The following is a 12727-nucleotide window of genomic DNA, read 5'->3' as shown; positions in this document are numbered from 1 at the left end:
CAGGGACAGTGTATGAATTTTTCCGATCCGACGCTGCTGATCCTCCTGGGTCTCGCGGCGCTCGGTATTATCAGCCACAACAATATCGTGACCGTGGCGATCTTGGTGTTATTGATTATTCGCCTTACGCCGATGGAACAGTACTTCCCCTGGGTGGAGAAACAGGGATTAACCATTGGCATTATCATCCTTACCATCGGCGTGATGGCGCCCATCGCCAGCGGTACGCTGTCGGCGTCTACCGTCCTCCACTCCTTTTTGCACTGGAAATCGCTGCTGGCGATAGTGATTGGCGTGGCAGTTTCATGGCTGGGTGGCCGCGGCGTCTCGCTGATGTCCAGCCAGCCCTCCGTAGTCGCCGGACTGTTGGTAGGTACGGTGCTCGGGGTGGCATTGTTCCGCGGCGTGCCGGTGGGGCCGCTCATTGCCGCTGGGCTGCTGTCGCTGCTCGTGGGCAACACCTGAGGTGACTTCCCTGCCGCCGCCCTGGCTGGCCTGCCTGCGTGCAGAAACGGCGGCAATGAAACGAGCCGGCGTGCGGCGTTTGCTGGTGATTAGCGGCGCGTCTGACTGGTGTGCCCAACAGGCGGCGGCGCTTGGCGACGCCCTTGACGGCGACTGGCTATGGGTGGGGGAGCAAAGCGAATGCGGTACTGGTAGCCGCCCGGCGGCGCTGAAAATCCTGCTCGGTCGTGAGTTCCTGCATGCGGTGTTCGATGCCCGTCAATCGCTGGCGGTGGATACGTTGGCGGCGCTGGCCGGTACGCTGGTGGCGGGCAGCTGGTTGGTGCTGCTGGTGCCGCCCTGGTCGCGTTGGCCCCGGTTGCCGGATGGCGATTCGCTACGCTGGAGTGAACAGCTACAACCGATCGCAACGCCGCACTTCACCCGCTATTTTCGCGCTGCGTTGTCGGCGGATCCGGCGGTGGCGCTGCTGCGCCAGGATCGCGCGCCGCAGATAACGCTTCTGGTGTCCCGCCTGCCGTGGCATCCCCCCGTCCCCGGCCGACCCACCGCCGATCAGGGCCGGCTTTTGCGCCGGTTGGCGCAGGCAAAGCCCGGCATCTATGTGATGATTGCGCCGCGCGGCCGCGGCAAATCGGCGCTGGCCGGCATGTTCGCCCAGACGCTTGATGATGCCTGCTGTATTACCGCGCCCACCAAAGCCGCTGTGGACATCTTGCGCCGCTACGCGGGCCCGGGCGCTCCCTTTTTCGCCCCCGATGCGCTATTGGCCCGCTGCCGGGCGGGGATGAGCGCCCGCTGGCTGCTGGTGGATGAAGCCGCCGCGCTGCCCTTACCGCTGTTGCGTCAATTGATGGGGTATTTTTCCCATGTGCTGCTGACCACTACCGTCGCGGGGTATGAGGGCACCGGGCGCGGATTCCTGCTGAAGTTTTGCGAAACGCTACCGTGTTGGTGCCCGCTCAGGCTGGATGCGCCGTTGCGCTGGGCGGCGAATGATCCGCTGGAGCGCTGGCTGACCGAAACGCTCATGCTTGAGGACGCCGAGGTAGTGGCCCCTGCCGGCAAAGGCGCGCCGCAGAATACGGATGCGGGCGCCGCAGGGGCAGGGCGATGGCGCATCGGTAAAGTCGGCGCCCAGACGTGGCGGCGCCAGCCCGCGGCGCGGCAGGCTTTTTATCAATTATTGACCCGTGCCCATTACCGTACTTCCCCTATCGATCTACGCCGATTGCTGGATGCACCCGGTATGTCCTTCTTTACCGCGCACCACCACCGCCAGCTTATGGCGGGTCTGTGGCTGGTAGAGGAAGGGGGGTTGACGTCACGCCTCGCGCACGACGTCTGGGCGGGCTACCGCCGGCCGCCGGGCAGTCTGGTCGCGCAATCGCTGGCGGCGCACGGGAGCGCCTGGCGAGCGCCGCGGCTGCGCTCCCGGCGAATCAGCCGTATCGCCGTGACGCCTACAGAGCGTCGACGCGGTATCGGGCTAGAGCTGATTGCTAAGGCGGCAGAGCAGGCTGCCGGTGAGGGGCGCGATTTTCTGTCGGTCAGTTTTGGTTATACCGCCGCGCTGTGGCGTTTTTGGCAGCGGGCGGGCTTCAAACTGGTACGAATGGGGACACACCGCGAGGCCAGCAGCGGCCTGTACAGCGCCATGGCGCTGCTGCCCCTGAGTGACGCGGGGCGTAAACTGACGCTGCGGGCGGCGAACGGTTTCGAGCGCGATTGCCGGCTGGCGGCCGGCGAGCAACAGGATCTTAGGATGGAGGATTGGCGCTGCCTGGCGGGTTTTGCGTTCGCCCAGCGACCGCCGGAAGCCTGCCGCAGCGCGCTGACCCGACTTATTAACCGCAGCACGCTGCCGCTACCGGCGTTGCGCCTGTGGTTGACACAGCCCATGCCGGACGCCACGCTGGTGGCACGGTTGGCGCTCAGCGGGAAAAAAGCGCTCTGGCGGCACTGGCGGCAGGAAACGGCGGCGGCCATGGCGGCGGCAGATGCGCGCTTAACGCACCGCTGGCAACGGATCTGTCAGCAGCAGGCGCGCTAAAACCGAGGGCGTTATGGCTTTTTCGGCCAGTCGTCTTCCTCATCCCACTGCGCGTTATTGTCCCGATGCGGCGGCAACTCGGGGCGATTTTTCAGATAGCTTGTGGCATCCACCCGGCGTAATGCTTTCACACCGCCAATCAGCATGCCCGCCAGAACCAGCAGCACGACCCACCAATAATCCGCTAACCATCCCATAGACCTACTCCTTATCGATATTGTCAATGTAGCGCCGGAAGAGATACGCCAACTGCGGCGCCAGCCACGCGCTACCTCCTGGCCGCGCCAGGCTTGCAGCAGCACCGTGGGGGTTAGCGCCTGCGCGGCGCGGTCCGCCAGCGGTCGGTAGCTGATGTGCTAGGGTTCCACCGCCACACCACCGCGATCGCGCGCGTAAGGCCGGAAAAAGCCGTAGTTCCCCAGATGCTGATCCAGCCAGCGGGTGAGAGGGGCGAAATAACCGCTGGGCAAATACTCTTCGGGCGTCAACTGCAACCGTGCGCCGGGAGGCAGCAAATCGGGATCGTAAATATCCAGATCGGTACCCCAATGGTGGCGGCTGGCGCTAGGCAGTGCCGACCAGTGCAGGATTGCCTCACAGCGCGCTCCTGTCGCCAAAGTAAGCGCATCAAGAGGCCGGCTTTGTCGATCCAATAATGGTCGCTGACCGCGAAATTTGCCATTCCAGATGTACAATTGCCGGTCAAAGTCACGAAAACTTCTGGCAGGGCGCAGGGAAAATCCCGCCTGGGCCGCCGCGTGCTGGAGTTGAACGAAGGCCGCCACCGCTTCCGGCTGGAGCTGATAGCCCGGCTCCAGGGGAATACCATGCCTATCGGTGCGGCCGGTGACCGTCAGGGCATCCATCATAGAATCAACTGTTCCATGATGCGCTGGTACATCCGGCTCAGCAGTTGCAAATCGGCGGCGCTGACGCATTCGTTGACTTTATGAATGGTGGCGTTCACCGGGCCGAGTTCCACCACCTGCGCGCCTAGACGTGCGATGAAGCGACCATCGGAAGTGCCGCCGGTGGTTTCCAGGCGCGGCGTTAGCTCCTGATAATGCTCCACCGCCCGAACTGCCGCGTCTACTAGCTCACCGCGCGCCGTCAGGAAGGGCTGGCCGGAAAGCGACCAATCAATGCGGTAGCGCAGCCCGTGATGCTGCAACAGCGCTTCTACCCGCTGACGGATAATGACGTCGGTCAACTCGGTGCTGAAACGGAAGTTGAATTGCACCAGCAGCTCGCCGGGAATGACATTGTTGCTGCCGGTCCCGGCATGGATATTGGCAATTTGCATCGTGGTGGGTGGAAAAAAGGAGTTGCCCTCATCCCATTGGGTTTCCACCAATTCTTTCAGCGCTGCCATCGCGCGATGGAAAGGGTTGTCCGCCAGATGCGGATAGGCGACGTGGCCCTGTACGCCCTGCACGACCAGATTGGCGGTCAGCGAGCCGCGTCGACCGTTTTTGACGATATCCCCAACCTGACGGCTGCTGGACGGCTCGCCTACCAGGCAATAATCCAGCCGTTCCTGACGCGCCATCAGCGCGTCTACCACTTTGACGGTGCCATCCTGAGCGTCGGCTTCCTCATCGGAGGTAATCAGGAACGCCAGCCGGCCCTCATGCTGCGGATGCTGGGCGACAAAACGTTCGGCGGCGACAACCATGGCGGCCAGCGAGCCTTTCATATCGGCAGCGCCGCGGCCGTAAAGCATGCCGTCGCAAAGCGTTGGCTCGAACGGCGGGTTATCCCAAAGCTGAAGATCACCGGCCGGCACAACATCGGTATGGCCGGCAAAGGCCAGCGTACTGCCCTGTCCGCGCCAGGCCCAAAAATTCAGCGTATCGCCGAACGACATCTGTTCAATGGTGAAACCCAGCGCCTGCAGGCGAGCCGCAATGAGTGCCTGGCAGCCGGCGTCGTCGGGGCTTAGGGAGGGCCGTTTGATCAACTGTTGCGTGAGTTCTAGTACGGGACAAGGCATCTTAAACCTCGCTGGCGGTAAAGCTGTGGTACGCTTGCGGGGAAAACCCCAGCAGCAGACGGCCATCCGCGGCCTCCAGCAGGGGACGCTTAATAATCGCTGGCTGGCTGAGCATCAGCGCCGCCGTCCCGGCGGCGCTGTCGGCCGCCGCGCGCTGGGATTCGCTAAGTTTGCGCCAGGTGGTGCCGCGGGTGTTGAGCAGCGGCTGCCACCCCAACTGGTCGATAAAGCGCTGTAAAAGATCGGCATCGAGGTCATCGCTGCGGTAATCATGAAACCGGTAGGGCATCTGCCGATCGTCAAGCCAGCGGCGGGCCTTTTTGACCGTATCACAGTTTTTGATGCCGTAGAGTGTAACTCCGGGGTGCTGCAAATCGTTGGACATACCAAAAGCTACCTTAAGCGGGAAGGAAAGCGCCTGCCGGCTCTTTTTTCCGACCGGCCAGGTGAACGCACGCTCCCATGATGAGGGAAAAAGACGGCGGGATCCAGCGCCTTGGCCAGCTTGTGCGATGCAGACGCCAGCGGCGTATGCGCTCTTTGCACTGTGGCCAGTAAAGATGGGCACGGTGGTACCCTTTAGACGCACGTCGGTCGGCGCTGGTGCGGTGGCCGAAAGCGTGGAGGAGGACCAGGGCCCGCATTGTTGGTAATAAAAAGAGTGATTCGGGATTAGGGCTGCAATCATCTAATGGCGCTAAACATAATAAGCTGGATAAATAAATATTATTGATAATTGTTTGTATATTAATAATATTTATTTAAGTTAATTATGCGTCCGGCTGCGGCCTTGCCAAGAGTATTATATGACAACTCGGCATTAGACGTGTAATCTTAATAGCACAATGTTAAAGCCAGTTTATGAATAATCGCTCTTTTAGGCCTGTATCAAGTCGATAATGGCTATCTAATCCTGCTGATAATTGACTTTCCCGCCAACGCGCGGCAGCGCGCCATTGGGTGTTGTGGTGTCCGTACGGATAACGTGGGTCATCTTTTCTTCTCGCCGGCTGCGGGCTGACGTGGAACGCCACACACACTGCTTGAGGTTGCCAAATCTCTCTTTGCCCTGCGCGGGGCAGGGGGTATCAGAAACGCTATACCGCCATTTTCCCAACCGTGACACGGTGATGCGCTGATGGCGGCTATTTATTGATTTTCTCGACAGGCAGACCTAAGGGGCGTGCTCAACACGATGATTAACGGTCCCGAACCGCTTCACAACGCCACGCCGGCGCGGTTGTCGCTATGCTTCAACCTGCCGGGCACACAGGGGCGTAAAGCCGCGACGCCGCTTTAGTAGCCGCAGATTAAACAAATTAATTTGTCGGGTTGATAATTGTTAATTCAATTAAAAGATATTTTATCAAATATATGCCATCTATTTTACTTTTACCGAATACAGGACCTGCGTGCCCGATTTTGGTACCGATTTATTTCCTCTTCTGCATTTTCTTCATTGTTGATTATATTTTTTGTGCGCTCAAGGGTGTTATTAGTATCGGGCGCTGGGTATAATGCCGCCAGGATTAATATGAGGTTGTTATGTTAGATAAAGAATTAGGCAATTGGAAAGACTTTATAGAAGCCATGCTGCGCAACCAGCAGCAATCAGTACCGGTAAGCGCATAAAGTTTCGCGGTAACACTGAGCAGAGGGTGCAGACCAAGGCACGGTATTCGCGCCGCCGGCAGTTTTATTTTTTTGGGTGTTCAGCCCAGGCGTAGTGCCCTTAATCTAAAAGGGTGCGCAGTTGTCTCTGCAATTTATTCCCCGTCGTGCTCACGCCATTCAACTGCTGACTGTTCCACGCAGCAACGGTGCCGGAAATCCAGCACGATGCAACGGTTGGGAGAGAAAGGTATCTTTTTCACCCGTGAACGCTCCCGGTGCTGACCTGGGCATCACGCCTCGGGCCCCGTCTTCTGCGAGTTGCTGACGGTTGTCGACACTGTCGGCGGCGTATCGGGCGTTAGCGGGAAGCGCCGCCGGATCAGCACATAGAACAGCGGAATGAAAAAGATCGCCAGGAAGGTGGCGCTAAGCATACCGCCGATGACGCTGGTACCTACTGCATGCTGGCTGTCGGAGCCGGCGCCTTGACTGCTGGCCATCGGCAGTACCCCGAAGACGAACGCCAGCGATGTCATTACTATTGGCCGTAACCGTATCCGTGCCTCCTCAAGTGTCGCCTCCATCAGCGCCATGCTGCGCAGATGCAGCTCATTGGCGAATTCAACGATAAGAATCGCATTTTTGGCCGACAGGCCAATGACCGTTAACAGTCCCACCTGGAAATAAACGTCATTATCCAGGCCGCGGAACCAGGTAGCCAGCAGCGCCTCCAGCACCCCAAGCGGAACCACCAGCATGACCGAAAAAGGAATACGACCAGCAGAGAGATGGCATAGAGCGCGGGCACCTGAGCGCCTGATAGCCGCTCCTGATAAGACATGGTGGTCCACGAGCACGCCCGGCAACTGGCGCACCAGCTTTTCCATTTCGTCCATCGCGGCGCCGTTGCTGACGCCCGGCGCCGCTTCGCCGACGATCTCAAGCAAGGAGTAGCCGTTATAGCGTTCCAATCGCGGTGCGCCATATTCCCAGCGCGAGCTGGCAAAGGCTGAAAAAGGAACCATGCTGCCGCTGCTGTTACGGACATACCAACGATAAATATCCTGCGGCAGCATGCGGTATTTGGCCGCCGCCTGGACGTACACGCGTTTGACCCGTCCGCGATCGAGAAAATCATTGACGTAGCTGGAGCCCCAGGCGGTTTGCAGCGTGCTGTTGATATCAGCCACCGACACGCCGAGCTCCTGTGCTTTGCGCTATCGATTTGCAACTGCTGGCTGTCATCAAGGCCGTTATGCCGCACGCGAGTCAGCAACGGAGAATCCGTGGTGGCGGACAGCAGTTGATCCCGTGCCGCCATGAGCGCATCGTGGTCGATGCCGCTATGATCTTCCAGCATCAAATCAAAACCGGCGGTGTTGCCCAGCCCCGAAATGGCCGCCGGGTTGTTGGCGAGCACTTTCGCCTCTGGGATCTTGTTAAAGGCCTTCGTGGCTCGTTCGATAATGGCAAAGGACGAGCGATCGACGCTCGCGCGATCCTCCCAATTCTTCAGCCGGATGAACAGGCGTGCAACGTTCTGGCCGTTACCTCCGGGGCCAGCGCCTACCGTGGAAAACACCGACAGCACATTGTCCTTTTCCTGGGTCATGAAGTATTTCTCGACCTTCTCACCACTTTCAGTTTAAGCAGCGTGGCGCACAGCGCGGGGGTCAGTATCATCGCCACCAAGACCGACAACACCATCGCCGCCACGATAGTCATGGAAAACTGGCGATATATCGCCCCCGTGGTGCCGCCGAAAAACGCCATCGGCACGAATACTGCGGATAACACCATCGCAATGCCGACCAGTGCACCCTGGATCTGGCCCATGGATTTACGTGTTGCCTCGCGTGGAGAAAGCCCTTCCTCGCTCATCACCCGTTCGACGTTCTCCACCACCACGATGGCGTCGTCCACCAGCAGACCGATGGCGAGCACCATTGCGAACATGGTGAGAGTGTTAATACTAAAATTGAACAGGTAAAGCACCGCTAAGGTACTCAATAACACTACCGGTACGGCGATGGTGGGAATAAGCGTGGCGCGGAAGTTCTGTAAAAACAGGTACATTACTAAAAACACCAGCACGATGGCTTCGCACAGGGTTTTCACCACATCGCGGATCGAGGCGCTGACGAACGGGGCAGTTTCGTAGGCGATTTTCGCCTCCAGACCGTGGGGAAAGAACGGCGCCAGCTCTGCGATTTTCTTTTTCACCGCCAGTTTGGTTTCCAATTCATTGGCCCCGGAGGCCAATTTGATGTCCATGCCATTGTAGTGCGTCAAATAGTCATAGTTTTCCGATCCCAGCTCCACCGTGGCGACATCGCCCAGTGTGATATAGGAACCGTCCGGATTGACGCGCAATGTAATGGCGCGAAATTGATCCTGCGTTTCAAGCTGCGCCTGCGCATTGATGGTGGCGTTAAGGGCTTGGTTGTCCACCGCAGGGGTTCCGCCTAACTGGCCCACCGCCACCTGGCTGTTTTGCGCCTCAATGGCTGAAACCACGTCATCGGTCGTCAGGCCGTAGTCGAGGTTAAGCCAGATGCGCATCGCATACTGTGAGCCGTAGGCGTCTATACTGCCGACGCCGCTTACCCGGCTTACCGGATCTTGTACATGGCTGACCACATAGTCGGCGATATCCTGTTTATCCATGGACCCGTCGGTAGACACGAAAGCCACCATCATCAAATTGGTGTCGTCGGTTTTGCTTACGGTCATGCCCTGGCTTTGCACCGCCTGGGGTAGACGGCGCTGTGCGGCCTGCAGTTGATTGCACCTGCTGCATTGCCTCGTTGGGATCGGTCCCGGCGAGAAAGGTCAGCGTGGTAGTGGCTCGGCCGGTATTGGTGCTTTGTGATGCCATGTACAACAGATTATCAAGGCCGGTCATGTTCTGTTCGATAATCTGGGCGACGGTATTTTCCAGCGTTTGCGCAGAGGCGCCGGGATAATTTAGAGGAAATACGGATCGTCGGCGGCGCCCGCCGGGGATATTGCTCTATCGGCAGCGATATGATGGCCATCACGCCAGTCAGGCAAACAATAATTGCCAGCACCCAGGAAAAAATAGGGCGATCAACAAAAAAATTAGCCATCCAGTCATAACCTCAAGGCAATAGCTTATTGGGTCGGCGCTACGCGAACCTTCGCACCGGTGCCGGCTTTGTTGAATAAATCAGAACTGTGACTACGCCCCCCTAGCAGATCGATTGTTATGCGATCCGGATGCTGTTCGGCATTCCTAACAGCGTCATTTTGTTAAGCGCTTTGACCATCGCCATTGCCTCACCTACCTGCGCATCATAGTCACGCAGACTTAGATGATCGCCCACTTGCTTTTTCCATACATCGTTACTGCCGCTTAGACGCTGATTCACAACGGCGTAGTTACGCTCAGACTTCGCCCGGTAAGTCATCAATGGATCGCGCTTGACCGGCCACCTCCGCCGCCGCCTTGGAGCCTTTCCTCCCAGCCCCTGGGTGCGGATATTGCGCAGATGAACGGCCAATTTTTTGGGCACTTCGCGCAGCACTCCTTCGGGACTCAAAGTATATTTGATCCCGCAAATATCGCAGTTGTATAGGTTGATGCGTACGAAAACCGTCTGCCCGCGATAGGTATCGCCCGCCAACGCCAGTAGGGGCACCTAACGTCACGGGAATCAATGTCAACCTTACCAATGCTTATCATCAAAGCGCCCTGTGGTTGGCAACCGCCCATGGCAAAATGGTGGTTTTTAAGCGGCTGCTTCATTGCCAGGATGTCGACGTTAATATTGCCGATATCGATGGCAATACCCCGCTGATGGAGTGTGTCAGACAGGGTAAATATCACCGCATGAGGCGACTCCTTCAGAACGGGCGGTTGAACCTTAACCTGCAAGACAAATGGTACAAAGCGGCGCTAATGCTGGCGATTGAATACCGCTGGCCTCAGATGTTTGATGAATTACTTGCGTATAACGGGCTAAATACCAGTCTTGATGATTACTTAGGCAAAACGGTGCTGCATTTGGCGGTGGAATCGCGCAATTTAACCTACGTTCAGAAACTCATGGCAAAAAGCACTGACGAGATTAACGCGACGGATTATGACGGCAACACCCCGTTGCATAAAGCGACCTGTGCCGGTAAACAGGCCATCGCCGAGCAGTTGCTCACGGCAAAGGGTATCAACGTCACGCTCAAAAACCGCCACGGGGAAGATGCCCAATATTGCGCCGCTCCGCTGGAACATTTCGACACGAACTGAGTGATTATAGACTTTATGATCCTACATAATATCAGCTCCAACGATGACGAGATTGCCGACGACAAGATTGTCGTTGATTGACGGGGGGCGCCTCTGCGCCGTTGACTGAAGACGTACGTTCTATGCCGGCAACCTACCAATGATCGTGCGCGGGCTGAGTCGCGCATTATTGGGTAGGCAAGCGGCGTGTGTTGGCGCATCCCCAGGCGAATTTGGTCTCGACGGCGCGTGGCAGCGTTGGTGAGCGGATACCAAGCGCAACGGGGTAAAGGGAATAACAAACAAAACGCCGGTACCCGAGGGTCGCCGGCGTAAGGAGAGGCGAAGTCTTATTTCAACAGCGAACGCGCTTTGTTCAGTACGTTCTCTTTGGTGAAGCCGAACACCTTGAACAATTCTTCTGCCGGTGCCGATTCACCGAAGGTGGTCATGCCGACGATCTGTCCGTCAAGGCCCACGTACTTATACCAGTAATCGGCGATGCCGGCTTCGATAGCAACCCGGGCCGTCACCGCTTTCGGCAGCACCGATTCGCGATAATTGTCGTCCTGCGCATCGAAAAAATCGCTAGAGGGCAGGGATACGACGCGCACTTTGCGGCCTTCAGTCTGCAACTGCTCATAGGCGGCTACCGCCAGCTCCACTTCCGAACCGGTCGCAATGAGGATCAGTTCCGGCTGACCTTCGCAATCTTTCAACACATATCCGCCGCGAGCGATATCCGCCACCTGCTGCGCCGTGCGATCTTGCTGCGCCAGATTCTGACGCGACAAAATAAGCGCGGTAGGACCGTCGTGGCGTTCGATGGCTCTCTTCCAGGCAACCGCAGTTTCCACCTGATCGCAGGGACGCCAATTGCTCATGTTCGGCGTCATGCGCAGGCTGGCTAACTGCTCGACCGGCTGATGGGTCGGGCCGTCTTCACCCAGACCAATAGAATCATGGGTATAAACCATGATGTGGCGCGCTTTCATAAGCGCCGCCATGCGCACTGCATTACGAGCGTATTCGACAAACATCAGGAAGGTAGCGGTATAGGGCACAAAACCACCGTGATGGGCGATGCCGTTACCGATAGCCGTCATGCCAAATTCGCGTACGCCGTAGTGGATATAATTACCGGCGGGGTCGTTGGCAATGGAGGTGGATTTCGACCAGATCGTCAAATTACTGGGCGCCAGATCCGCCGAGCCGCCCAGGAACTCCGGCAGCATGGGGCCAAAGGCTTCCAGTGCGTTCTGCGAGGCTTTACGGGTGGCGATCTTCGCTGGCTTGGCCTGGAGCTGTTCAATGATTTTCTGGCTTTCCGCCTGCCAATTCGTTGGCAGCTCACCGTTCATGCGGCGTTTGAATTCGCGCGCCAGTTCGGGGAACGCTTTTTCATAGGCGGCGAATTTATCATTCCAGGCCGCTTCTTTCTTTTTGCCCGCCTCTTTCGCGTCCCAGCCTTGGTAGATTTCCGCTGGGATGACAAAAGGCGGCTCGTTCCAGCCCAGCGCTTTGCGCGTAGCAGCGATTTCATCGTCGCCTAAAGGCGCGCCGTGGGCGCCGTGGGTGCCAGCTTTGGTCGGTGCGCCGAACGCGATGACGGTTTTACACATCAGCAGCGACGGTTTATCGGTGACGGCGCGGGCGTTTTCGATAGCCACCTTAACGGAATCGCTGTCGTGGCCGTCCACGCCGCGTACGACATGCCAGCCATAGGCTTCAAAACGGGAGGCTGTGTCATCGCTGAACCAGCCTTCGACGTCGCCGTCGATAGAGATGCCGTTATCGTCGTAAAACGCCACCAATTTGCCCAACTTCATCGTGCCGGCCAGCGAGCAGACTTCATGGGAAATGCCTTCCATCATGCAGCCATCGCCGAGGAAAACATAGGTATAGTGATCGACAATTTCATGGCCGTGACGGTTAAACTGCGCCGCCAGCGTGCGCTCACCGATCGCCAGACCGACGGCGTTGGCAATCCCCTGGCCCAGCGGCCCGGTAGTGGTTTCCACGCCATCGGTGTAACCGTATTCCGGATGCCCCGGGGTTTTGGAATGCAACTGCCGGAAGTTTTTCAATTCTTCCATCGGCAGATTATAGCCGGTGAGATGCAGTAGGCTGTAGAGCAGCATTGAGCCGTGGCCGTTCGACAGAATAAACCGGTCGCGATCGGCCCATTTCGGATTGGACGGGTTATAGTTCATGTAATCGCGCCACAGGACTTCGGCGATGTCCGCCATGCCCATCGGCGCGCCGGGGTGGCCGGAATTGGCTTTTTGCACGGCATCCATGCTTAACGCACGGATAGCGTTGGCAAGCGCTTTTCTTGATGTCATTAGATGCTCCA

9 protein-coding genes and 4 pseudogenes are annotated in these 12727 nt (G+C 58.0%); 4 read left to right on the top strand and 9 right to left on the bottom strand.

Annotation, left to right across the window (positions count from 1 at the left end):
- Window positions 1-12 precede the first annotated feature (12 nt).
- Both SGP1_RS15630 and SGP1_RS15625 read left to right on the top strand, forming a co-directional pair.
- Entirely contained in the window at window positions 13-465 is a 453-nt protein-coding gene (locus SGP1_RS15630; RefSeq protein WP_011411546.1) for a DUF441 domain-containing protein, read from the top strand.
- 1 nt (window position 466) lies between these two features.
- Window positions 467-2518 carry a tRNA(Met) cytidine acetyltransferase TmcA gene (locus SGP1_RS15625; RefSeq protein ID WP_011411545.1) on the top strand — a complete coding sequence of 684 codons (2052 nt, stop codon included), beginning with the start codon at window positions 467-469 and terminating at the stop codon, window positions 2516-2518.
- 11 nt (window positions 2519-2529) lie between these two features.
- Here SGP1_RS15625 and SGP1_RS15620 read toward each other — a convergent pair whose 3' ends face one another.
- The 4 genes and pseudogenes from SGP1_RS15620 to SGP1_RS15605 all read right to left on the bottom strand — a co-directional run bounded on the left by SGP1_RS15620 (window position 2530) and on the right by SGP1_RS15605 (window position 4896).
- Window positions 2530-2715, bottom strand: coding sequence for a YpfN family protein (locus SGP1_RS15620; protein WP_011411544.1), 186 nt, complete (start codon window positions 2713-2715; stop codon window positions 2530-2532).
- A 4-nt stretch (window positions 2716-2719) separates the two neighbouring features.
- Window positions 2720-3387: pseudogene (locus tag SGP1_RS15615) on the bottom strand (M15 family metallopeptidase).
- Window positions 3384-4511, bottom strand: coding sequence for a succinyl-diaminopimelate desuccinylase (dapE, locus tag SGP1_RS15610; protein ID WP_011411542.1), 1128 nt, complete (start codon window positions 4509-4511; stop codon window positions 3384-3386). Before dapE ends, SGP1_RS15615 begins: the two are co-directional and overlap by 4 nt.
- A 1-nt stretch (window position 4512) precedes the next feature.
- A complete protein-coding gene (locus tag SGP1_RS15605; RefSeq protein WP_011411541.1) occupies window positions 4513-4896 on the bottom strand; it encodes an ArsC family reductase in 384 nt (127 codons plus the stop codon).
- Window positions 4897-6056: 1160 nt separating this feature from the next.
- On the opposite strand from SGP1_RS15605, the gene ypfM reads away from it, so the two are divergent.
- Window positions 6057-6143, top strand: coding sequence for a protein YpfM (ypfM, locus tag SGP1_RS30015; RefSeq protein ID WP_148203676.1), 87 nt, complete (start codon window positions 6057-6059; stop codon window positions 6141-6143).
- A 272-nt stretch (window positions 6144-6415) separates the two neighbouring features.
- On the opposite strand, the pseudogene SGP1_RS33990 reads toward ypfM, so the two are convergent.
- The 4 genes and pseudogenes from SGP1_RS33990 to SGP1_RS30010 all read right to left on the bottom strand — a co-directional run.
- Window positions 6416-7737: pseudogene (locus SGP1_RS33990) on the bottom strand (efflux RND transporter permease subunit).
- Window positions 7734-9042: pseudogene (locus SGP1_RS33985) on the bottom strand (efflux RND transporter permease subunit). Before SGP1_RS33985 ends, SGP1_RS33990 begins: the two co-directional pseudogenes overlap by 4 nt.
- Window positions 9017-9235 (bottom strand): efflux RND transporter permease subunit, encoded by a 219-nt coding sequence (locus tag SGP1_RS35245; RefSeq protein ID WP_279379396.1) that lies wholly within the window; start codon window positions 9233-9235, stop codon window positions 9017-9019. The pseudogene SGP1_RS33985 and the gene SGP1_RS35245 overlap by 26 nt, the downstream one beginning before the upstream one ends.
- A gap of 117 nt (window positions 9236-9352) precedes the next feature.
- A pseudogene (locus SGP1_RS30010) lies at window positions 9353-9535 on the bottom strand (IS5/IS1182 family transposase); the annotation flags it as partial.
- 311 nt (window positions 9536-9846) lie between these two features.
- Here SGP1_RS30010 and SGP1_RS15590 point away from each other — a divergent pair.
- Entirely contained in the window at window positions 9847-10392 is a 546-nt protein-coding gene (locus SGP1_RS15590; protein WP_011411540.1) for an ankyrin repeat domain-containing protein, read from the top strand.
- Between the two features lie 329 nt (window positions 10393-10721).
- On the opposite strand, the gene tkt is transcribed toward SGP1_RS15590, so the two are convergent.
- A complete protein-coding gene (gene tkt / locus SGP1_RS15585) occupies window positions 10722-12716 on the bottom strand; it encodes a transketolase (protein WP_011411539.1) in 1995 nt (664 codons plus the stop codon).
- Between the last annotated feature and the right edge of the window lie 11 nt (window positions 12717-12727).

The sequence above is a fragment of the Sodalis glossinidius str. 'morsitans' genome (genome assembly GCF_000010085.1).
Classification (GTDB): domain Bacteria; phylum Pseudomonadota; class Gammaproteobacteria; order Enterobacterales; family Enterobacteriaceae; genus Sodalis; species Sodalis glossinidius.
This window is presented reverse-complemented; position numbering and strand designations above follow the sequence as displayed.

What these genes read in the sequence shown, in the direction of transcription:
- SGP1_RS15630 (WP_011411546.1), top strand. Translation starts at nt 13, where the DNA reads ATGAATTTTTCCGATCCGACGCTGCTGATCCTCCTGGGTCTCGCGGCG.
- SGP1_RS15620 (WP_011411544.1), bottom strand. Translation starts at nt 2,715, where the DNA reads ATGGGATGGTTAGCGGATTATTGGTGGGTCGTGCTGCTGGTTCTGGCG.
- dapE (WP_011411542.1), bottom strand. Translation starts at nt 4,511, where the DNA reads ATGCCTTGTCCCGTACTAGAACTCACGCAACAGTTGATCAAACGGCCC.
- SGP1_RS15605 (WP_011411541.1), bottom strand. Translation starts at nt 4,896, where the DNA reads ATGTCCAACGATTTGCAGCACCCCGGAGTTACACTCTACGGCATCAAA.
- ypfM (WP_148203676.1), top strand. Translation starts at nt 6,057, where the DNA reads ATGTTAGATAAAGAATTAGGCAATTGGAAAGACTTTATAGAAGCCATG.
- SGP1_RS35245 (WP_279379396.1), bottom strand. Translation starts at nt 9,235, where the DNA reads ATGGCTAATTTTTTTGTTGATCGCCCTATTTTTTCCTGGGTGCTGGCA.
- tkt (WP_011411539.1), bottom strand. Translation starts at nt 12,716, where the DNA reads ATGACATCAAGAAAAGCGCTTGCCAACGCTATCCGTGCGTTAAGCATG.